A 23,236-nucleotide genomic window follows, 5' to 3' on the forward strand; every position below is an offset into this window, starting at 1 on the left:
TTAATATTATACTGGAAAAAACTTTATCCTCAAGAATACCGACATAATTCCGACGCTTCTTTTACAATACTTATTATTCTTTGAGAACTCAATCCAATTTCTTCTAAACGATTCTTATTACTCAATAACTCTTTTACCAAAATAACATCCAAAACCAATAATTTATCTTTCTCCGCCAGAGTTAATGTAGTCAAACATGTTATTGGATAAAGATTATGGCCTTCATTCATTGTTCGCAAATTACTGTCCTTGGGAAAATCCCAACTCAATAAATTTAACCCTGAGCACACGCCAAACGCAATTGCATCTGATGTAAATCGATTATTGGTTACAATCCAACACCCTGAGATACTATCTTTATCTGTAAAAACGGAATGCCTTCTTTCTTTTAAATCATTATATCGAGATAGGATATACATAGGGACTTTCACATCGGTACTGGCTTCTTTTCCCATATGAAATTTACATTCTACCATCGCGATGCTGTCATTTTTCTTTATCAAAACATCTATTTCATGCGAAACACACTTGCCTTGCAAAGTTAGATTGGTTTTGGTTTCATAATTTTCCTTGGAAAAAAGTCGGGCAATATATTTTTCAAAATAAAACCCTGCCGGACCTAATAGCTGGATTGCTTCTTTTAAATTATAACGTGCTGCATGAGAATGGGAGTCCTTTCTTAACAATCTAAAAGCCATCTTATAGATTTTCTTTGTAGAAATACCTTCATAAATTTCTTTATCGATTTTTTGCAAAACATCCTGAACAATCGATCGGCTAGCGCCAGAATTAAGTAGAGATTGTTCTAATTTTCTCCGATCAAAAACAACTAAATCTCCAGACTTTTTTACAACCTTCATATGTTTTGTGATTTGGCAATTAAACAAATACAATCCAACTATTAAAGATACGAAAAAAGGTTTATTTATTTATTTTTTGATAATAAAATCCCGGAATAAACAATAAAATAAGAATTGGCTGAATCAGAAAACGACGAATATAAAAAAGTATCAGATTATTTTTATTCGTATAAAAATAAAGAACACTATAAAAGGCAATTACCAAAACTATGAAAAACAAAACATACAATACTGTTGAGAATTTAACCAAATCGATTTCTTCAAAAAGAATATAGATTATCGCCAATGACAATATCATATTTAAAGAGTACCTAAATAACAATCCAAAAAATAACTTAACCGAGTTAAATTCAGGCAAAGGAAGTTTATTATAATCCCCTTCGAAATAACTTAAAAACGGATCATAAAATAATTGATTTTCAAATGCTCTTATAATCGCCAAAAGCAATACAAGACCAATCAAAGAAATAATTCTCACCTTATTTTGGAGTAATTTATTTAGCATATTTCGAAAATTTACTCACCCAAATAATCCATAAAATAAAAACAAAGCCATAAATTACTAATGGAAAAAGTACTCCATGTAAAAGATGATTTTTCTCTGGAAAATGATACAACAAAACTGTCAATAATGCGATTCTGGATATATTTAAAATATAAATAAAAAAACTTCCCCCTAAAATATAAAATACTGTAGGTTTTAATTTTCCTGAAAAAGCAACTATAAAAGATACAAATAAGATAATTACACTAATTGCATTACAACCTTCTATAATTAAAGCAACCAACCTATTATTATACCGTATTCCTAAACTTAATTCCGAAGGATTTTGATCAATTTTAACATTACTATTAAACAATTGTAATAATTGTTCGGTATGATTCCCTACCAACTCTGTTATCCCATCTAATTTACCTGTTCCGAAACTACTTAAATAGAACTGATAAACGAATGTTAGTAAAATATAAGTCGCAAAAAATGTCCCAATAAAGAGGAGAAACGGCTTGTAGAGAATTAAATATTTTTTCAAAAGAAATTTTTAACAAATTTATATATTTTTTGAATCTGGCTTTAAATACTTTTGTAAAAAATTAAATAAGATGACTTTTCAAGAATTACAACCAGAAATAACTGCTATTGTAGCAGATACAAATAATACTAGAGACGAAAAATTATTAAATATCTGTCAATTATTAAGTAATAATGTTGACTATTACAATTGGGTTGGATTTTATTTTGCCAATCACGAGAACAAAACATTGCATTTAGGTCCTTATGTAGGTGCCGAAACTGACCATACAGTAATTCCTTTTGGAAAAGGGATTTGTGGTCAAGTTGCAGTATCAAATGAGAATTTTGTTGTTCCAGATGTAGCAGCCCAAGACAATTATATCGCTTGTAGTTTTACTGTAAAATCAGAAATAGTAGTTCCTTTATTTGTTAATGGACAAAATATTGGACAAATCGATATTGACAGCCACGTTTTAGATCCATTTACCGAAGCTGATGAGAAGTTTCTGGAATTTGTAAATCAAGAAGTCGCTAAGCTGTATTAAAAAAACTATTGTTTTTCAATTCCCAACACCCAAAAACACAAGGAGTCTTTTTATAGTTACATCGTAAAAGCAATGTATATCCCCAAAGAAGCCTACAAGACAGCATTGGGAAATATACTTATGACTTTTGCAGTAAACAAAGATGGAAAATTAGTTAAACAAAAAATAATAAAAGGGCTTGATTACAGACTGGATAAGAAAGCAATCAAATCAATTGAATAGTCCAAAAATTGGAATCCAGGACCAAAAAGAGGTATTCCCATAAGTGTTCTTTATTCATTACCTATAACAATTGTAAAAAACCCTTGATAAAATTTATTTTTTGAAAAAAAAGTACTATTTTTGCACCCGTCTTACAAAAGTTGTATGACATACATAAAAATCATTAAATAATATTGGAATGTATTTAACTAAAGAAATTAAAGAAGAGATTTTCGCAAAACACGGTGAAGCAACAAACACTGGAAAAGCAGAAGCTCAAATCGCATTATTCACTTACAGAATTAGTCACTTAACTGAGCACTTGAAAAAAAATCGTCATGATTATAACACTGAGCGTTCACTAGTACTACTAGTAGGTAAAAGAAGATCATTGTTAGATTACTTGAAGAAAAAAGAAATCAACAGATATCGTGAGATTATCAAAGTATTGAATATCAGAAAATAATCAATATAAAAAAGAGGTGCGAGAGTGCCTCTTTTTGTTTTTACATAAACAAAGAAAAAAAGTTTGGTTTTTCATTGGGTTTTAGGCATTAACTACGCACAACAACAACTACAACACAACTAAAACCCATTGTATAACCAATAAGGAAAAATTTATGATTCCACAATTATTTGTAGAGAAAATCGATTTAGGTGATGGCAGAAGCATCACAATCGAGACAGGACGTTTAGCTAAACAAGCTGATGGTTCTGTAGTAGTAAGAATGGGCGACACGATGATACTTGCAACAGCAGTTTCAGCTCGTACCGCTAACCCAAATGTTGATTTCTTACCTTTAACGGTAGATTATCGCGAAAAATTTGCTGCTGCTGGTCGTTTTCCAGGAGGTTTCTTTAAGAGAGAAGCTCGTCCTAGCGATAGCGAAGTATTAACAATGAGATTAGTAGACCGTGTTTTACGTCCGCTTTTCCCAGATGATTACCATGCTGAAACGCAAGTTATGATTCAATTAATGTCTCATGACGAAGAAGTTATGCCTGATGCATTAGCTGGCTTAGCTGCATCTGCAGCATTAGCAGTTTCAGACATTCCTTTTTACAACTTAATCTCTGAAGTACGTGTTGCGCGTATCGACGGAAAATTTGTAATCAACCCAAGCAGAGAAGACTTAGCAAAATCTGACATCGATATGATGATTGGAGCTTCTTTAGATTCTGTTGCAATGGTTGAAGGTGAGATGAAAGAAATCTCAGAAGCTGAAATGGTTGAGGCAATTAAATTTGCTCACGAAGCTATTAAAGTTCAAATTCAGGCTCAATTGCGTTTACAAGCTGCTTTTGGTAAAAAAGAAATTCGCACTTACGAAGGTGAGAAAGAAAACGAAGAAATTTACAAAAAAGTAAAAGCTGCTGCTTACGATAAAATATATGCTATTGCAAAAGTTGGTTCGGCTAAACACGAAAGAACTGCTGCTTTTGCTGAAGTAAAAGAAGAAGTAAAAGCTTTATTTACTGAAGAAGAATTAGCTGCTGATGGAGATTTAGTTTCTAAATATTTCTACAAAACAAACAAAGAAGCTGTTCGTAATGTAGTATTAGAATTAGGTGTTCGTTTAGACGGTAGAAAAACAACAGACATCAGACCAATCTGGTGTGAAATTGATTATTTACCAAGAGTTCACGGTTCTTCTTTATTTACACGTGGAGAAACTCAAGCATTGGCTACAGTAACTTTAGGAACTTCTAGAGAGGCTAACCAAATTGATTCTCCGTCTGAGCAAGGTGAAGAGAAATTCTACTTACACTATAACTTTCCTCCTTTCTCAACTGGTGAAGCTAAACCTCTAAGAGGAACTTCAAGAAGAGAAGTTGGTCACGGTAACTTAGCTCAAAGAGCTTTGAAAAACATGATCCCTGCTGATTGCCCTTACACTATCCGTATTGTATCTGAGGTTTTAGAATCTAACGGTTCTTCTTCTATGGCTACAGTTTGTGCTGGTACAATGGCTTTGATGGACGCTGGAGTTCAAATGGTAAAACCAGTTTCTGGAATTGCTATGGGATTAATTACTGACGGTGAAAAGTTTGCTGTATTGTCTGATATTTTAGGTGATGAAGATCACTTAGGAGATATGGACTTTAAAGTAACTGGAACTGCTGACGGTATTACAGCTTGCCAAATGGATATTAAAATTGATGGTTTACGTTACGACATCATGGAGCAAGCTTTAGGGCAAGCACGCGAAGGACGTTTACACATTTTAGGAAAATTAACTGAGACTATTGCTGCTCCAAGAGCAGACGTTAAAGCGCACTCTCCAAAAATCATCACTAGAACTATTCCTGGAAACTTTATTGGAGCATTAATTGGACCTGGAGGAAAAGTAATTCAAGAATTACAAAAAGCTACTGGAACAACTATTGTAATCAACGAAGTTGATGAGCAAGGTGTTATCGAAATCTTAGGTACAGATCCTGCAGGAATTGAAGCTGTTTTAGCTAAAATTCAATCTATTACTTTCAAACCTCAAATGGGCGAAGCTTATGAAGTTAAAGTAATCAAAATGCTAGATTTTGGAGCTGTAGTAGAGTATACTGCTGCACCAGGAAATGAAGTTTTACTTCACGTATCTGAGCTAGCTTGGGAACGTACGGAGAACGTTACTGATGTAGTTAACATGGGAGACGTTTTCCAAGTTAAATACTTAGGACTTGATCCTAAAACTAGAAAAGAAAAAGTGTCAAGAAAAGCACTTCTTCCAAGACCTCCACGTGAGGAGAAAAAAGAGTAATCAGATCTTAGTTTACTAAAGGTTTATTCATAGAAAAAACCCCAATTCATTCATTTGAATTGGGGTTTTTCAATTTATTATAATCATTTTATTACTTTTTAACATATTTACGTGATACTTATAACATTTTTTTAATACTTTTGAATTCAACCAAAACCAAAATCAGATATTCCTTTGAAAAATCATAAAAAACAATACATCCACATACTCTTATTTGGATTATTCTTAAATATTCCCAATTTATATAGCCAAACTAATAAAGAAGCCACAATTAACAATTGGTTTGACAACACCGTTGGCAAAGAAAATATGGGTCTTAATAATGGTCCTCTCTACCAAGATACCTACAAAACAATTGGCGATAACAACATGTATTATATTGCTAATAAATTCACAAAAGGTAGTGTAAACTATGATGGGCAAATGTATTATGATGTAAACATCAAATACAATACTCATAAAGATGAATTGATATTAAACCCATACGGAGAATCTGAATATATTGCTATAACTCTTATACGAGACAAAACAGACTCTTTTTCTATAAATGGAAAAAACTTCATAAAACTAAATAAAAATATATCATCATTACCACAGCTAACTACTGGCTACTACGAATTAAATACCATCCGAGAAGGCTTTATTTTTTATACCAAGCATCATAAAGATGCTGAAAAAAGAATAAACGATTTTGGATTATATTACAATTTCTCAGAAAACGACAGTTATTTTATCTTTTATAAAAACACCTATTATAGTGTTAATAGCAAGAATGATATTTTAAAAATATTTCCAAATCAGAAAAAACAGATTAATGATTTTTATGTAATGAATAGAGAAATGCGAAAATCAGACAATAATCAATTTATGGTCAACTTATTTAAATACATAAACTCTTCTCTATAAATTACTGAAAAATATACCCATGAGAAAAATTCTACTTATTATATTTACTTTATTATTTTCCAATCAATTTTTATTCGCACAAGAAACAAATGATAAATTATCATTTGAATTTAAAAATGCCAATTTAACGACAGTTATTCAATCTATTGAAACTTCGTCTTCATATAAGTTTTATTTCGACCCTGAATGGATTAAATCAAACCAGAATTTAATTTCGGGAAGTTATAAAGATGCTACTATTGATGAAATATTAAATAAAGTATTCAGCAACACAAATCTTAATTATCTAGTTCTTAAGAAGAAAATAATTTTGACAAATAGCAGTAGTATCCATGATAAATTACCTCCTAATTATTTTGCTACATCTAATACAAATAATTCAGACAAACTAGCCGACAAGATCGCTCAGAACCCTATCTTTTACCAACAGTATGACTCTTTAAAAAACAATAAAGGTTCTTCCAAAAAAAATAGCTCTGTAGTCTTTATCGGAAAGGAAACAGATATTACGGAGAAAAAAAACTGCATCCTATCTGGTTACATAAGAGATGCAATTACAAACAAACCTGAATCCAATATCTACATCAAGGTACGTAACAAGACCATAAGCGCTATAAGTGATAATGAAGGTCACTACAGTATGCAAGTACCTCCAGGAATTAACGTAATAGAAATAAAATCGCTTAATTACAAAAAAGTAGTACAAACGGTAATGGTTTACAATGACGGTACACTTGATTTTGGCATTCAAGAAGACACTAATTTACTTGATGAAGTAATTGTAAAAAACAAGAGACCAAAAACTACTGAAACTGTTATTTCGGGGCTTGTATCTATTGATATCGAAGCCATGAAAAACGTCCCTTTAATATTAGGAGAGCGTGATATTCTTAAAATAGCAACTACATTTCCTGGTATAAAAACTACTGGAGAAGGTTCTGCCGGATTTAATGTTCGTGGAGGAAAAGAAGATCAAAACTTAGTACTATTAGATAATGCAGTTCTTTACAATCCACAACATTTCTTAGGCTTCTTCTCTGCCATAAATCCATACACAGCAAAGAAAGCCGATATCTACAAAGGAAGTATCCCTGCTGATTTTGGAGGACGTTTATCATCTGTTTTTGATATTACTACAAAAAATGGTAATGCCGAAAAAATTTCTGGTGAAGGTGCTATAGGCCCAATAACTTCCAACCTAATGTTAAGTTTACCAATTCAAAAAAATAAATCCAGCCTTATAGTTGGATTCAGAGCAACTTATTCTGATTGGATTTTAAAATCTTTGGATGATGAAAACTTAAAAAATAGTGAAGCAGGATTTTACGATGGAATTCTTAAATACAACAATACTATAAACAAGAATAATGCTGTAGAAGCAACTTTATATTATAGTCATGACCGCTTTAGTATAAGTTCGGATTCTTTATATAAATACAGTAATCGTCTTGCTTCTGCAAAATGGGATCATACGTTTAATAAGAAGAATAAAGGTTCTTTAATTTTCACAAACAGCGAGTATAAATTTAATATCGATTATAATTCTGCAGGAGATAATGCTTTTGATTTTGGATACAAAATCGATGAAACACAACTTGCATTAAAACTGAACTATGCCTATAGCCCAAAACATAATATAAACTATGGTATTTCCAGTAAATTATACAATGTCGCGCCAGGTTATCAGCATCCTAAGAAGCCCGAATCAACTTTAGTTCCAATAGATATTGACAAAGAAAAAGGTCTTGAATCTGCCATTTTTATATCGGATAATTTTAAAATAAACGATAAATTATTAATCGATTTGGGCTTGCGTTATTCATTTTATGCAGCATTAGGCGAAGCTAATGAGCGTATATATCAAAGCGGAGTACCTCTTGATGATGCATCTGTTATTGGTACGGAACATTATGGAAATAATCAAGTAATGAAAACTTACGGAGGTTTTGAACCACGTATAGCTGCACGTTATTTCTTTACTGAAGATTTCTCGATAAAAGCAAGTTTTGATGAAACGAGACAATACATACATCTTCTTTCAAACAACGTTACACAATCTCCTACAGATACCTGGACGCTCTCTAACTCAAATATAAAACCTCAAAGCGGACAACAATATTCTCTAGGTTTATACAAAAACTTACATGATAACGAAATAGAACTTAGTCTGGAAGGGTATTACAAAAGATCACAAAATATTCTGGATTATAAAGTGGGAGCACAATTGACATTAAATGAAAATGTCGAAACAGAGCTTTTACAAGGAGAAGGAAAAGCATATGGTATCGAGTTTTTAATAAAAAAACAAGTAGGTCGATTAAACGGGTGGATTGGTTATACTTATTCTCGAACTTTTATAAAACTTGACAGTAAATTTGACTCAGAAAGAGTAAACAATGGAAACTATTTTGCTGCAAATTTTGACAAACCTCATGATCTGAGCGCTGTTTTAAATTATAAATTCACAAAACGCTATAGTTTATCTACCAACTTTTTATACCAAACCGGAAGACCAATCACATATCCTATTGGGACTTTTCAATATGGAAATGCAGAATATACACTATATAGCGACAGAAATAAATATCGCATTCCTGACTATATCCGTTTAGATATTGGAATTAATATTGAAGGTAATCATAAGATAAAGAAATTAGCTCATAGCTTCTGGAACATATCTATTTACAACGTATTAGGAAGAAGCAATCCATACTCTATTTATTTTGTAACTGATGCAGGACAAATAAAAGCATACAAAACTTCTATTTTCTCAATTCCAGTTCCAAGTATTACTTATAATTTTAAATTTTAATTTATAGTACACAAATAGTGAAAATTAAAAATTTAAATAAAACCCTTTCTCTATTACTACTATTATGTTATATAACAAATAGTAGTACCAAAATGTATGCTTTACAAACAGATACCTATGAAGAGGTTCTGAAAGAAGACTGTGTAACTTTACCAATACGTTTTATCAGTGATAAAGATTATATCACAACAAACAGATATAGCATATTGGTAAAACAATATGTAGAAAATCTGGAAGCATATACTTTTCATAAAACCATAAAAGAAATAGCGAGTTCTTCTAGTATCTTATCTCCAAAACAACCTGGATTGGTTAACGGAAATCTCAAATGCATCTCAAATGCCGATGAAAAGGTGATTGTTTTTTTTGATGTAGCAGCTACTTCATCAAATATAAAACCATCATTTTGGATAGATTAAGAACCATTCATTATTTACATATAAATGCTTATTTTCTAAAATTAAAAGAACTATTCAATACATAAATCATGAATACTAAAATAAATAAAATCATTCTTCTGTTACTATTGTGTTATATCACTAATAGCTGTACAGATACATATGCCCTACAAACAAATACGTATGAAGAAGCAATAGTAGTAGAAGCCACCTTGACTAATGAACTTAAAAAACAAGAAATAAAGATTACCAAAACAGCTAGATTTGAAGATGAGGGGGTAACTGTAGAAAAGGGTGCAAATGTTATAGTAAAAGACGATCAAGGCAATGAATACAACTTTACAGAACAATCGGGCATTTATGTTTCTCAAACGGAATTTAATGTTGTCCCAAGCAGAGCCTATTATCTGGAAATAGTAACCAAAGATGGTAAAATTTACAAATCATCTAATGAAACTTTAACAACAGAAACACCTATAACAAGCATTGTTCCCACTGTTGTAAGCAATAAACAAGGGATGGGCGTACAAATCAATGTAAATAGCTATGATCCAAACAACACATCTAAATATTATCGCTACGAGTACGAAGAAACATATAAAATTGTAGCTCCCAGATGGTCTACCTTTAAAGCAGTCGTAAGTGGCCCTCGATCAGTGGATCTTATTCAAAACTCTACCGACACCAAAACCTGTTATAGTACTAAAAAATCTACTGATATTATGTTATTCAACACTAGTAACTTAACAGAAGATCGTGTAAACTATCCAATTCGATTTATTGAACAAAACGATTACATCATATCTCACAGATATAGCATATTGGTAAAACAATATGTAGAGAACTTAGCAGCCTATACATTTCATAAAACCATGAAAGAAATATCGAGCTCCTCAAGTGTATTATCACCAAAACAACCGGGTATTATCTCCAGCAATATAAAATGCATCAGTAATACTGATGAAAAAGTCATTGGTTATTTTGATGTGACAACGGTTTCATCTCGACGAATCTTTTTCAACTACACTGATTTTTTCCCTTATACCCCAGACCCTGCCTATATTAACCAATGTGATGACATTCCTTTTAAATTTTGTTTTGATGGAGAAGACTGTGAAGGAGAAACAATGCTTTACAAAATAACAAACAAAGCTATTACATACGTCTCAGGCGGTGGTAGTAGCTACACAATGGTAGATTCAGTATGTGGTGATTGTACAATGTTTTCGGCTAACATAGTACCCTCATTTTGGGTAGAATAAAAAGCCTAAATAAATTATTATTTATAAAATTAAACTAACCAAACAGCATAGATTAATGAATTCTAAAATAAATAAAATCCTTGTTTTGCTACTATTGACCTATGTCACTAATAGTTGTACGGAAACCTATGCATTACAAACAGATACATATGAAGAGGCTATTGTTATCGAAGCCACTTTAACCAATGAATTTAAAAAACAAGAAATAAAGGTTACCAAAACAGCTAGATTCGAAGATGAGGGAGTAACCGTAGAAAAAGGCGCAAATGTTATAGTTAAAGACGATCAGGGTAATGAATACAGCTTTATAGAACAATCGGGCATTTATGTTTCACAAACGGAATTTACTGTTACACCAGGCAGAGCATATTATCTGGAAATAGTAACCAAAGACGGTAAAATATATAAGTCCTCCAATGAAACTTTAACTACAGAAACACCTATAACAAGTATTGTTCCCTCTGTAGCAAGTAATAAACAAGGAACTGGCATACAAATTAATGTAAATAGTTATGACCCAAACAATACATCTAAATATTATCGATACGAATATGAAGAAACCTATAAAATCATAGCACCTCGATGGACTTCTTTTGATGCTGCTGTAACTGGTCCACAATCCGTAGAACTTGTTCCACGTTCTCCTGACACCAAAGTTTGTTACGCAACCAAAAAATCCACCGATATTATTTTGACCACCACTGGTAATCAAACAGAAGACCGTGTAAATTTTCCCATCCGCTTTATCGAAGAAAACAATTATATCATTTCTCATAGATATAGCATTTTAGTAAAACAATATGTAGAGAACCTAGAAGCTTATACTTTTCATAAAACTATGAAGGAAATATCAAGTTCTTCGAGTGTCTTATCACCAAAGCAACCCGGTGTTATTTCTGGTAATATAAAATGCATCAGTAACATTGACGAAAAAGTTATTGGCTTTTTTGATGTAGCAACAGTTTCATCCCAAAGAATCTTTTTTAACTATACAGATTTCTTCCCATCTAACCCACAACCTTCTTATGTTACTACATGTGAAGATATTCCGTTTAAATTCTGTTTTGGCGGAGAAGACTGTGAAGGAGAAACCATGATTTATAAGCTTGTAAACAAAAACGTTGTATACATTTCAAACGGCGGAATAAAATATATCATGGTAAACTCTGAATGCGGAGATTGCACAACATTTTCATCTAACATAATACCTTCATTTTGGAAAAACTAAAGTACATTTTATTATTGATATTGGTTATCAATACAAAGCAGACTATCGCTCAACAAAACATCTCTGTAGATGAAACAGTATTTATCCATGCAAATGCAACAACATTTGTATCGGGTGAAACAATTTTGTATAAAATTTATTGTGTTAAATCCATAGATAAAACACCAAGTCCGGTTAGCAAGTTAGCCTATGTAGAACTTATTGATGCTAGTAATAGTAGTATTTTTAAAAACAAACTATTCTTAGAAAATAGTACTGGCGAAGGAAGCTATTTTATTCCTACTACCCTTAAAACTGGTAACTACAAACTTATCGGTTATACCAATTGGATGCTGAATTCATCGACTTCAAAAACATTCCAAATTGATATCAAAATTATAAATCCATATCAGGTTAGTGAAGCTAATACTTTTGAAAATAAAACAATTACTGAAAAACCAAATTTAGGCAACTTAAATACCGCTACACTCCCTCGTACCGAAGAACCTGTATTGGATAAAAATTTTAAAATCAAATTAAACAAAAAAACATTTTCTAACAGAGAAAAGGTGGCGTTAGAAATTGAATCTTCCGCTACAACTCCCGAAAAAGGAAACTACTCTTTATCTGTTCGAAAAATAGATAATTTGCCAACAATAAATCAAATTAGTACAAATGAATTTTCTAAAATTCCTATAACAATTGATACCGATTTACAAAATAAAGAAAAAGTAATTCTTCCGGAACTTCGCGGAGAAATGATTTCTGGTAAAGTTCTTCAAAAAAACAATACTGGTAATGTTCAAAATGTCCTTGTAGCATTATCATCTCCAGGAAAATCATTTGCTCTTAAAGTTGTAAAAACAGATCAAACCGGTCATTTCGTTTTTAATTTAGACAAGGCTTATTACAATCCCGAAACAATCATTCAGATTCTAGGCGATGAGCGAGAAAACTATACTATACAGCTGGATAAAATGAATCAACCAGATTATTCAAAACTATCCTTCCAACCAGACTTTAACTTACCGATCGAGGTAAAAGAAAGCTTATTAGAAAGATCAATTGCAAGCCAGATAGAAAATGCTTATTATCAAGACAAAGCAGACAGTATTATTAAGCCAGCTAAAATTAGCCCTTTTTACTATCCTGTTGCCAAAGAATATGTTCTTAATGACTTTACCAGATTTCCATCCTTAATGGAGACAATTATAGAAGTTACAACCGAACTATATCACAAAAAAGAAGGAAATAATTATTCTTTACATGTAACTGACTATAAAATTTTCCCACAGTTGCCTGAGCCTGCATTAGTACTTGTAGATGGTTTGTTACTACAAAACATAAACGAGCTTTTTAATTATAACATGAAAAATGTATATAGCATTAGTATCATAACAGGAAGATATTACGTAGGACCAAAATTTTTTAATGGTATAATAAGTTTAATTACTATAGAAAATGATTTTACAAGTCAGCAAAAAGAAAACTACATTTTAAAAGCTACAGTTCTTAGACCTTCGATAAAAAAATCGTACTATAAAGCAGACTATACTGATAAAGAAAAATATGAAAGAATCCCTGATTTTAGGAATCAACTACTATGGAATCCAGAAGTAACAATAAATAGCACTGAAAACCCTATTTCATTTTTCACTTCAGATATCCCTGGAACATACGAAATTAGCATGGAAGGTTTTACAGAAAAGGGAATCCCTGTATCTTTAAAAGATACATTCAAAGTGGAATAATGATTTTAAATAAAAAATATTATTCGCATTTTGTAACTTTTTTGCAACTTCATACGTATAACTATTTGTACACTTAAAAATTGAGGAGACAAAAACATGAGACAACTTAAAATCACCAAGCAGGTAACCAATCGTGAGACTGCTTCATTAGACAAATATTTACAAGAAATTGGAAAAGTTGACCTAATTACCGCTGACGAAGAAGTAGAGTTAGCACAAAAAATAAAAGCTGGTGATCAAAAAGCATTAGAAAAATTAACAAAAGCCAACTTACGTTTTGTGGTTTCGGTGGCAAAACAATATCAAAATCAAGGGTTAACACTTCCCGATTTAATAAACGAAGGAAATTTAGGTTTAATCAAAGCAGCACAACGTTTTGATGAAACACGTGGTTTCAAATTTATATCATACGCAGTTTGGTGGATTCGTCAATCGATTCTTCAAGCATTAGCAGAACAATCACGTATCGTTCGTTTACCTTTAAATAAAATTGGTTCTATCAATAAAATCAACAAAATGTACGCATTATTAGAGCAATCTAACGAGCGTCCACCATCTGCTGAAGAAATTGCTAAGGAACTAGACATGACAGTAAATGACGTAAAAGAGTCTATGAAAAACTCTGGTCGTCACCTATCAATGGATGCACCTCTTGTAGAAGGAGAAGATTCTAACCTTTACGATGTATTGCGTTCTGGAGAATCTCCAAATCCTGACAGAGAATTAATTCACGAATCACTACGTACAGAAATTGAGCGTTCACTAGAAACATTAACTCCAAGAGAGGCCGATGTAGTTCGTTTATATTTTGGTCTAGGAGATCAACACCCAATGACTCTTGAGGAAATTGGTGAAACTTTCGACTTAACTCGTGAGCGTGTACGTCAGATTAAAGAAAAAGCAATCCGTAGATTAAAACATACTTCAAGAAGTAAAATTCTTAAAACTTATTTAGGTTAATAAACCCTAAGATCAGAAAGCCTTTTGACTTTGAGACATTTGACTTTCGGCTATAAAGCAAACAACAGTTTGATTGACTGTTCGTTTTTTGATTGATGATTGAAACTCCGGCTGATTACCGGAGTTTTATTTTTTTAATACCCTCAGATTTCTATCACTTATATTGAGATTTAACCGCAAAGGCCACAATCCCGAAGCTTCGGGATACGCAAAGAACGCAAAGCTTTGTGTTCTTTGCGTTTTGTTTAATCTTATTTATAAGCTCTTTGCGCCCGCCCTTTGCGGTTAATTTTTTAGCCACCGATTAAAAGGATTAAATAGATTAAAAGCTTTTGCGAACTTTGCGGTTAAAAAAATTATCTTTGCAAAAATAACACAACACACAACTACACAATGAAAAATACACTTATTGCACCGTCTGTTCTTGCAGCCGATTTTGCCAATTTACAACGCGACATCGAGATGATTAACAATAGTCAAGCCGATTGGTTTCATATAGACATCATGGATGGTGTATTTGTTCCAAACATTTCTTTTGGAATGCCAGTTTTGGAAGCTATTAATAAACATGCAAAAAAAACTATCGATGTTCACTTGATGATTATTGATCCAGATCGATATATCAAAACTTTTGCCGATCTGGGCGCTAATATATTAAGCGTGCATTATGAAGCTTGCACACATCTTCACAGAACCTTACAAGCTATTAAAGCAGAAGGTATGAAAGCTGGAGTAGCAATTAATCCACATACAAATATTGATTTACTAGAAGATGTTATAAACGACATAGATTTAGTTTGTATCATGAGTGTAAATCCAGGTTTTGGTGGACAATCATTTATTGAGAATACGTATGCAAAAGTAAAAAAGCTAAAAGATTTAATTATCAGAAAAAATGCATCAACCCTTATAGAAATTGATGGTGGTGTAACTAATAAAAATGCAAAACAATTAGTCGAAGCTGGAGCAGATGTTCTAGTAGCTGGAAGTTTTGTTTTTAAAGCCGAAAACCCGACAGCAACTATTGCAGATTTAAAAATACTGACTTCTTTCTAATTTTTTCAGAAGCAAATAAAAATACCAAAGCCGAGGAGAAATCCTCGGCTTTTTCTATGTCCGATACATCCGAGCGATTAGGTTAATTACTTATTTTAAAGTATGTAAATAATTAAAAATGGGTATTGTAAGTTGAAAATTATACCTATCATTGTAAAAAAGAAGTAATAACTTACAATAATGTATTATGTTTAAAAACTTTGACTCAGAAAATTACTTTCATAAAGATAATGCCGATCTTGGGCAGTATTCTTCCCATGCATCTTACAACAGAGATTTATTGCAATTGGTCGATTTTTATGGGCGAACACCATTTGATTGGTACAGAAATAAAAAAAAAGGAGAACTAATCTGGCTTGACGGACATGCTAAAATTTGTCATTATTCTAATTTAGGACATACATGGGGCAAAACGTTTGTTAATGGTAACAGAATATTATTAGATGGAGATACCAAACTAATAACCTATAACGGAGAAATTATTCACAATTTTAGTAAAAAGAAATCACCCTTTTTTAGTGGAGGATTTGCATTCTCCGATGGAGGAAACTACCAAGACCCAACCTCATTACGCATGGGTGGAAGAGATGTTACATGGATTGATTTTGGAGGTGCATTTGAAGCTCTTACTATAATATTGGGATTTGAAGTAAAAGGAAGTACTTCCAAAGGAAAAGGAACAAATGGTGGAAAACCAACACGAGAAAACAAAGCAGATGATTTTATGACTGCAACAGATCATGGCGCGAATGCAATAAAGGCTGGGAAATCTGTAAAAGAAGAAACAAATAAGAAAAAACCAAATTCAACCCCTTCATTAGAAAATGAGTTTGTCAGAACTGGCTATAATTCAAAAACAGGAAATCAGACTTGGGAAAGAAGGGAAGATTATGAGAAACATAAAAAATGAAAAAATGAAAAAAAAAATATTAGCAGGGATATTGTTTACTGTAATTTTTGGATTGATATTATTTTTTTTTAATTCTAACGATGAGAAAATACATATTTTAAAACAATATTTTCCAGATACAAAAATAACAGATATATCAGAATATATTATTAGAAAAGGAGATACTATTTTCGAAGGTAAATTTACACGATACAATGAAAAAGGAATAAAAATAGCAGAAGGTCAATTTGTAGATAATGAGCCAAATGGTATTTCTTCTTACTACTATGATAATGGTAAAATAGAATCAATCCATTACAGAAAAAGTAGCAAAATTACTTTAGAAAGTACTTTTTATGATACAATTGGTACAATAAATAAATATGTGTTATATGATGATAGGGCGAAACCATCCTTTATTATTCATTTTGATGAGAAAGGAGCAACAAAATATGATGGCTATTTTCAATTAGAAGTTTATCAATATAAATTTTCTCATAAAAAAGAATTTAACATTAAAGAAAATCAATATTTAAAAATAGGAGATGTTTTAAAGTATAGATATATTATTGCTAACATTCCTAATGCAAAACGTAATTTTAAAATCGAAAATATAGGAATTGATAATTCACAAATTAAGAGAGAAATAAAGCAAATACATCCTACCCAAATAGATGTTGAAGAAGTTTTAATTAAAAAAGGTAAAAACACGATTAGAAGTATTGTTCAATACAAATTTAATGATAAAGTCACGCCTGTTTTTAATGACACACTTTCTTTTGATGTGAATGTTCATTAACGTCAGCTAATATTCAGATTTCTTAGGAATCTCAACAAAAAAAGAAATACCTACTAATACTCATTGTAATACTTGGTATAATATTCTTGTTTTTTTACTTTAAGGATGAAAAAGTATGTACTTTAAAAGAATACAGCCCATCAGGAAAATTAATAGGAACAAATGAATACATAATTAAAAATGGAGATACAATTCTACAAGGGAAATTTATAAATTATAATGAAAAAGGAATTAAAATTACTGAAGGTCAATTTATTAATAATGAACCAAATGGAAATTGTTTCTATTATTATGATAATGGTAAAATAGAATCGGTTTATTACAGAAAAGATAGTAAAGTTAATTTAGAAAGTACTTACTACAATCCAAAAGGCTTAATAGATAAGTACATTATGTGTGATAGTCTTGGGAATACTCGTTTTATTATTAAGTTTGATGATAGAGTCGTTAAGAAATACGAAGGTTATTCAATTTTGCCAATTGGTCTATATAAAATTATAAATAAAAAACAGGACGAAATTAAAAAAGAGGACACTATAAAAGTCGGAGATATTATAAGGCATTACTATTTAATAGCTAATATACCTTACGCTAAAAGAACTTTTAAAATAGAAAATGTTGCTATTGATAAACTCCAAAGCTAAAAGAATTATTAAAAGTAAAAAACCAGCAGAAATTATTGTTGAGGAAATTTTAACCCATAAGGGTCCCAATCAAATCAAGACAATAACCCAATACACATTTAATGATAAGATGATGCCTATTCTTAGTAGTACAGTGTCATTTGATATAAAAGTGAATTAGGATAAAAAACAAGATAAACGGTATGCTAAAAACTTGTTTTTTTCACAACTTAATCCAACATAACCTTAGCCTTTCTATACCCTGTCAAGCTAATGTTTCTATGTTTTTTAAAAAATTTATTAAGATGACTTTCGTCAGAGAAACCAAACTCATCTACAATCTCATTAATCCTCATATCACTAAAACTTAACCGATGTTCTATCAAGCGAATCTTATAATTGGAGATAAAAGACTGAATTGTTTCTCCACAATGATTCTTAAAATAAGTTCCCAGATAAGTATCAGATATATCAAATTTCTCTGCTATCGCCGAAGCTTTTAATTTTTGAGGACAAAAAATATTAGCCTGAATATAATTAATTATATCCAAAATTCTCTTATCGGCATTTTCTTTTATCCCAACAGGTTTTATTTTATCAATATTTCTTGCGGCAATTACAATCAATGCATTTACATAATGAATAATTAAATCTTCATCGTAAACATCCTTACTCTCTATAGTTTGCATCAAGGATTCTACTATAGATTTAACAAGGAATTCATCCTCTTTGCGCTTTAAAATACATCCCGATAAATGACTTGCATAATGCAATATACATTCGATATGATCAATACTTTTCGACTTATAATCTCGTACATACTCACTATTAATTTTAACTAATAAAAATTCTGTAGTAGTCACAATATCAAACGTATGATAATCATTTGGCGTAAGCAACATTAAATTCCCCGCTTGATAAGAAATACAATTTCCATTAATATGAAGAAATCCATTTCCGGAGATAACATAAACCATCTGAAAAAAGCTGAATTGTGAATTTCCAATAGGGCATTCATTAACCTTCTTATAAATTACCTCTACAGATTGATGCATGTTTTCTTTTCTCATCTTGCAAAGATACTTCTTTATCATAAAATTATACTGAAATATAAATCATACTCAGTTTATTTTTGCTAAATATAAAAATATAAGAAATGATGCAAAAATTTAAACTCTCCAAAAATACAATTGCCTTAATCGCCATTTGTCTAGCCACACTAATGTTTTCACTAGAGATCTCGAGTGTTCCGGTAATACTCCCAACTCTCGAAAAAGTCTTAAATGCCAACCTTCGAGATATGCAATGGATCATGAATATCTATACTATTGGTTGTACTACTGTCTTAATGGCTGCCGGAACTTTAGCCGATCGATATGGTCGAAAACGTATTCTCATAATTACTTTAATTTTATTTGGTATTTCATCTTTAATTTGCGGTTTGGCAGAAAATATAGCCGTCTTGATAATCAGTCGTTTCTTTCAGGGAATAAGTGGCGGAGCAATGCTTATTTGTCAAGTGGCTACTTTATCACATCAATTTCAAGAAGGAAAAGAACGCAGTAAAGCTTTTAGTATCTGGGGAATTATTCTTGGTGTAGGATTAGGTTTTGGTCCTATTATTGGCGGCTCAATAGTCGCATTATTCTCTTGGCAATGGGTATTTTTAATACATGTACCAATAGCCATTATTGCAGTAATCCTCGTTTATAGCAATGTAGACGAATCCAAAGATACACAAGCCAAAAAATTAGACATTTGGGGAATGCTCACATTATCTATAGCTATTTTTGGCCTTACTTACTTTATTACCCAAGGTCCGGATTTAGGTTTTACAAGTCCAATTGCTTTAAGTAGTATTATCATTGCAATACTAAGTTTTATTATTTTTTTATGGGTCGAAAAAACAAATCCGCACCCTATGTTTGATTTCTCAGTATTCCGAATCCGTAATTTTTCAGGCGCTATTCTTGGCTCCATAGGCATGAATTTTAGCTTTTGGCCATTTATAATTTATTTGCCTATTTATTTCCAAAGCTGTTTGGGCTACGATGTAGTAACAGTCGGGCTCTCTTTACTTGCTTACACTTTGCCAACTTTAATCATACCTCCATTTGCCGAATATCTTTCGGTACGATATCGCTCTGGAATTGTAATTCCATTAGGTCTATTCATATTAGGATTAGGTTTTATCGTTATGCGATATGGGAGTCTGGCCGAAAACGCGAGTTGGTTAACAATGCTTCCAGGGTCTCTATTGGCTGGTATAGGACTTGGGCTAACCAATACTCCTGTAACCAATACAACCACAGGTTCTGTTTCCAGTAATCGTGCAGGTATGGCATCAGGTATAGATATGAGTGCCAGATTGATTACATTATCTATTAATATTGCATTAATGGGGTTTATATTGGTCGAAGGAATTTTATCTCATATAACAAATGCTTTTTCTAAATCTCTGGACAAAATAGCATTACGTTCATTAGCAGAAAAAATAGCTGCAGGAAACTTTTCATCTCTCCATCAGGATTTCCCCGAACTAACTTCGTTAGATTCATCTGGATATATTGTACACGCAGCCCTTGCACATGGTTTTGACATGATATTATTGTATGGTGGGTTTGGCGTTTGGATATTAGCCTTAATGAGTTTTGTGATTTTTAATCCAAGAAGCAGTAGTAAGATTTAAAAAATTATTACCAAGAAGTTAAGTTAAGATTAAAAACTAGGACACTCACACATTCAAAAAATACGTTAACATCTAAAAATCAAAACCTTAAACAAAATACTTCTCCTGATGAAATATATTCTGTTTACAATTTTCAGTATATTTATGTAATCAAAAGACATATCCTACGATGGCGCTCCCGTTTTTATCACTCACATTCGCATTCTGGTTTGGATGGAGAAACCGTCGAAAAGCAGCAATAACACTATTTATAGTTAGCTTGATACTTATCATTGCGCTATTACAATATCATATAACAGCTTCGCTTAACCTTCAATTCTAAATTTAGCATTTATGAGTAAGCAAGTCATCACATATATTAATATTCTCGGAATGTTTATAATTTCTGCTATTTTATGTGGTGCTTATTATTTCCAATTTAGATTAAATGAATTTCCTTGCCCTTTATGTCTGCTGCAACGCATGTGTTTTTTGGGTATTATTTTCGGATTATATCTAAATTTAAAATTTGGTTTTAACCCAACACATTACGGATTATCGATATTAAGCGCCATAATAGGCGCTTCTATATCTTATCGCCAAGTCTTGCTACACATATGCCCAAACCCAGATGATCATGGCTATGGCACCCCTATTTTTGGCATGCATCTTTATACGTGGGCTTTAATTGCATTTGTTGTAAGCATTATTATAATTAGCATTTTACTACTAGCTCCAAAACAATTTAAGAAAAAAACAAAGAAAAATCATTTATCTCCCACACCTCTTTTCTTAACCGAAATCGCTTTTGGAATAGTTCTTATACTTGTATTAACCAATGTGTTTTTCACTTTTATGGAATGTGGTTTTGGCTTTTGTCCAGATGACCCTATATCATATCAGATATTAAATGGACATTGGTGGTGATTTTTTTAGCGCATATTAATAATATAAAACTTCCTTAATTCTCACTCTTATTTATTATTTTGAATGAATTTTTTTCCAAAAAAAATAGACATCCAAAATTAAGTTCTTAACTTAGCGTAAATTCTTATATTTTTAAGCAAATGACTGGCTAAAAAGTATCATTCATTCAGAATTTGATTTTCTATTACCCATTAAATAACAAATTAAGAAAACATGAAACAAGCTTACTTTTATCCCCGTGTATTATTCTCCTGCTCGATATTCCTATGGAGCACTAGTAACAATGCTCAGGAAAAAACCAAATTTTTAGATGCAGAACAAAGCGACCCTGTTAAAATGGGCTGGATGATAGGTTCTCCCCCACCAACAGATCGTATTCTTCGTTTTGATGATGGCAGTTTTTTTCAATTTCCAGCACTAAGATGGAGTGTAGCACACATGCGACAATTTATGCCTACAATAAATGTTTCCAACGGCTTAAAAACACCAACCCCATTAGCAACAAATAGCAAAGAGGACATCGACAAAATTAAATTCACTCCTCTAGGCGAAAAAAAATCAATTACTTGGGAAGAATCATTGCAAAAAGTTTATGCAGATGGTGTGGTTATTATGCATCATGGGAAAATTGTATATGAAAAATATTTTGGAGCATTAACTCCCGAAGGACAACATGCCGCTATGTCTGTTACAAAATCTTTTACAGGTACACTTGGAATTATGCTAGTTGAAGAAGGACTTATAGATCCTACCAAACTTGTTTCTGAATATATTCCAGAGCTTCAAAATTCGGCATTTGGAGACGCAACAGTAAGACAAGTTATGGATATGACAACTGCTTTACAATTTAGTGAGGATTACGCTAATCCTAATGCCGAGATATGGAAATTTTCTGCTGCTGGTAATCCGCTACCGAAACCTAAAGATTATGATGGTCCAAAAACATATTATGAATACCTACCAACTGTAAAGAAAAAAGGAGTTCATGGAGAAGCTTTTGGCTATAAAACAGTTAATTCGGATGTTTTAGGATGGATTATCGCCAGAGTTACAGGAAAAACTATTGCTGAAGTTTTATCTGAAAAAATATGGAAAAAACTCGGAACCGAACAAGATGGTTATTATTCGGTAGATGCTATCGGAACACCTTTTGCAGGTGGCGGATATAATTTAGGTTTAAGAGATATGGCGCGTTTTGGTCAATTAATCTTGGATAATGGTAAAGCCAACGGAGAACAAATTATTCCAAAATCGGCAATTGATGATATTAAAAAAGGAGGAAACAAAAAAGCATTTGCCAAAGCAAATTATTCTTTACTAAAAGGATGGAGCTATCGAGATATGTGGTGGATAACCAATAATGATAATGGAGCATTTTGTGCTCGCGGGGTACACGGACAACTTATTTACATAGATCCAAAAGCCGATATGGTTATTGTGCGTTTTGCATCCAATCCTGTTGCTGCAAACTCGGCAAATGATCCTTACTCACTGCCTGCATATGAAGCGGTGGCAAAATTCCTTATTAAGGCCAAATAAATACCAATTAAGTTATATCAGATTACAATAAATCTAAGATTATAATCATGTAAGTGATGTAAGTT

General features: G+C 31.9%; 23 protein-coding genes. 19 read left to right on the forward strand and 4 right to left on the reverse strand.

Annotation, left to right across the window (positions count from 1 at the left end; genetic code table 11):
- Window positions 1-29: 29 nt before the first annotated feature.
- From OIU83_RS03400 to xrtF, 3 genes are all read right to left on the reverse strand, one after another.
- Window positions 30-860: an ATP cone domain-containing protein gene (locus OIU83_RS03400; protein WP_264204864.1), complete on the reverse strand. Its 831-nt coding sequence runs from the start codon at window positions 858-860 to the stop codon at window positions 30-32.
- A 61-nt stretch (window positions 861-921) separates the two neighbouring features.
- A complete protein-coding gene (locus tag OIU83_RS03405) occupies window positions 922-1,365 on the reverse strand; it encodes an exosortase F system-associated membrane protein (protein ID WP_264204865.1) in 444 nt (147 codons plus the stop codon).
- A complete protein-coding gene (xrtF, locus tag OIU83_RS03410) occupies window positions 1,355-1,891 on the reverse strand; it encodes an exosortase family protein XrtF (RefSeq protein ID WP_264204866.1) in 537 nt (178 codons plus the stop codon). The genes OIU83_RS03405 and xrtF overlap by 11 nt, the downstream gene beginning before the upstream one ends.
- Window positions 1,892-1,961: 70 nt before the next feature.
- Between xrtF and OIU83_RS03415 the strand changes: the two genes are divergently transcribed.
- From OIU83_RS03415 to OIU83_RS03485, 15 genes are all read left to right on the forward strand, one after another.
- Complete coding sequence (locus OIU83_RS03415; RefSeq protein WP_264204867.1) at window positions 1,962-2,417, forward strand: GAF domain-containing protein; 456 nt, start codon at window positions 1,962-1,964, stop codon at window positions 2,415-2,417.
- Between the two features lie 72 nt (window positions 2,418-2,489).
- Window positions 2,490-2,639: an energy transducer TonB gene (locus OIU83_RS03420; protein ID WP_264204868.1), complete on the forward strand. Its 150-nt coding sequence runs from the start codon at window positions 2,490-2,492 to the stop codon at window positions 2,637-2,639.
- A 178-nt stretch (window positions 2,640-2,817) separates the two neighbouring features.
- Window positions 2,818-3,084 carry a 30S ribosomal protein S15 gene (rpsO, locus tag OIU83_RS03425; RefSeq protein WP_129537341.1) on the forward strand — a complete coding sequence of 89 codons (267 nt, stop codon included), beginning with the start codon at window positions 2,818-2,820 and terminating at the stop codon, window positions 3,082-3,084.
- Between the two features lie 154 nt (window positions 3,085-3,238).
- On the forward strand, window positions 3,239-5,374 hold the full coding sequence (locus tag OIU83_RS03430; RefSeq protein ID WP_264204869.1) for a polyribonucleotide nucleotidyltransferase: 2,136 nt from the start codon (window positions 3,239-3,241) through the stop codon (window positions 5,372-5,374).
- 174 nt (window positions 5,375-5,548) lie between these two features.
- Window positions 5,549-6,280 carry a hypothetical protein gene (locus OIU83_RS03435; RefSeq protein ID WP_264204870.1) on the forward strand — a complete coding sequence of 244 codons (732 nt, stop codon included), beginning with the start codon at window positions 5,549-5,551 and terminating at the stop codon, window positions 6,278-6,280.
- Window positions 6,281-6,299: 19 nt separating this feature from the next.
- Entirely contained in the window at window positions 6,300-9,092 is a 2,793-nt protein-coding gene (locus OIU83_RS03440; protein ID WP_264204871.1) for a TonB-dependent receptor, read from the forward strand.
- A 92-nt stretch (window positions 9,093-9,184) separates the two neighbouring features.
- Entirely contained in the window at window positions 9,185-9,511 is a 327-nt protein-coding gene (locus OIU83_RS03445; RefSeq protein WP_264204872.1) for a DUF4249 domain-containing protein, read from the forward strand.
- A 68-nt stretch (window positions 9,512-9,579) separates the two neighbouring features.
- Entirely contained in the window at window positions 9,580-10,752 is a 1,173-nt protein-coding gene (locus OIU83_RS03450; RefSeq protein WP_264204873.1) for a DUF4249 domain-containing protein, read from the forward strand.
- A 55-nt stretch (window positions 10,753-10,807) separates the two neighbouring features.
- Entirely contained in the window at window positions 10,808-11,980 is a 1,173-nt protein-coding gene (locus OIU83_RS03455; RefSeq protein WP_264204874.1) for a DUF4249 domain-containing protein, read from the forward strand.
- Entirely contained in the window at window positions 11,968-13,710 is a 1,743-nt protein-coding gene (locus OIU83_RS03460) for a hypothetical protein (protein ID WP_264204875.1), read from the forward strand. Before OIU83_RS03455 ends, OIU83_RS03460 begins: the two co-directional genes overlap by 13 nt.
- Window positions 13,711-13,806: 96 nt before the next feature.
- Entirely contained in the window at window positions 13,807-14,670 is an 864-nt protein-coding gene (locus tag OIU83_RS03465) for a sigma-70 family RNA polymerase sigma factor (protein WP_007137700.1), read from the forward strand.
- 393 nt (window positions 14,671-15,063) lie between these two features.
- On the forward strand, window positions 15,064-15,726 hold the full coding sequence (gene rpe, locus OIU83_RS03470; protein ID WP_264204876.1) for a ribulose-phosphate 3-epimerase: 663 nt from the start codon (window positions 15,064-15,066) through the stop codon (window positions 15,724-15,726).
- A 187-nt stretch (window positions 15,727-15,913) separates the two neighbouring features.
- Window positions 15,914-16,636, forward strand: a complete 723-nt coding sequence (locus OIU83_RS03475) for a hypothetical protein (RefSeq protein WP_264204877.1) — start codon at window positions 15,914-15,916, stop codon at window positions 16,634-16,636.
- Window positions 16,637-16,640: 4 nt separating this feature from the next.
- Window positions 16,641-17,414, forward strand: coding sequence for a toxin-antitoxin system YwqK family antitoxin (locus OIU83_RS03480; protein WP_264204878.1), 774 nt, complete (start codon window positions 16,641-16,643; stop codon window positions 17,412-17,414).
- 86 nt (window positions 17,415-17,500) lie between these two features.
- A complete protein-coding gene (locus OIU83_RS03485; RefSeq protein ID WP_264204879.1) occupies window positions 17,501-18,058 on the forward strand; it encodes a toxin-antitoxin system YwqK family antitoxin in 558 nt (185 codons plus the stop codon).
- Between the two features lie 209 nt (window positions 18,059-18,267).
- Here OIU83_RS03485 and OIU83_RS03490 read toward each other — a convergent pair whose 3' ends face one another.
- Window positions 18,268-19,107 (reverse strand): AraC family transcriptional regulator, encoded by an 840-nt coding sequence (locus OIU83_RS03490; RefSeq protein WP_264204880.1) that lies wholly within the window; start codon window positions 19,105-19,107, stop codon window positions 18,268-18,270.
- Between the two features lie 86 nt (window positions 19,108-19,193).
- Between OIU83_RS03490 and OIU83_RS03495 the strand changes: the two genes are divergently transcribed.
- The 4 genes from OIU83_RS03495 (at window position 19,194) to OIU83_RS03505 (ending at window position 23,171) form a co-directional block, all read left to right on the forward strand.
- Window positions 19,194-20,726: an MFS transporter gene (locus OIU83_RS03495; RefSeq protein WP_264204881.1), complete on the forward strand. Its 1,533-nt coding sequence runs from the start codon at window positions 19,194-19,196 to the stop codon at window positions 20,724-20,726.
- A 169-nt stretch (window positions 20,727-20,895) separates the two neighbouring features.
- Entirely contained in the window at window positions 20,896-21,048 is a 153-nt protein-coding gene (locus OIU83_RS23595) for a DUF5993 family protein (RefSeq protein WP_404827641.1), read from the forward strand.
- Between the two features lie 11 nt (window positions 21,049-21,059).
- Window positions 21,060-21,632 (forward strand): disulfide bond formation protein B, encoded by a 573-nt coding sequence (locus OIU83_RS03500; protein ID WP_264204882.1) that lies wholly within the window; start codon window positions 21,060-21,062, stop codon window positions 21,630-21,632.
- Window positions 21,633-21,845: 213 nt separating this feature from the next.
- Window positions 21,846-23,171, forward strand: coding sequence for a serine hydrolase domain-containing protein (locus OIU83_RS03505; protein ID WP_264204883.1), 1,326 nt, complete (start codon window positions 21,846-21,848; stop codon window positions 23,169-23,171).
- The last annotated feature ends 65 nt before the right edge of the window (window positions 23,172-23,236 follow it).

Origin of the sequence: Flavobacterium shii (genome assembly GCF_025847235.1) — a bacterium.
GTDB lineage: Bacteria > Bacteroidota > Bacteroidia > Flavobacteriales > Flavobacteriaceae > Flavobacterium > Flavobacterium shii.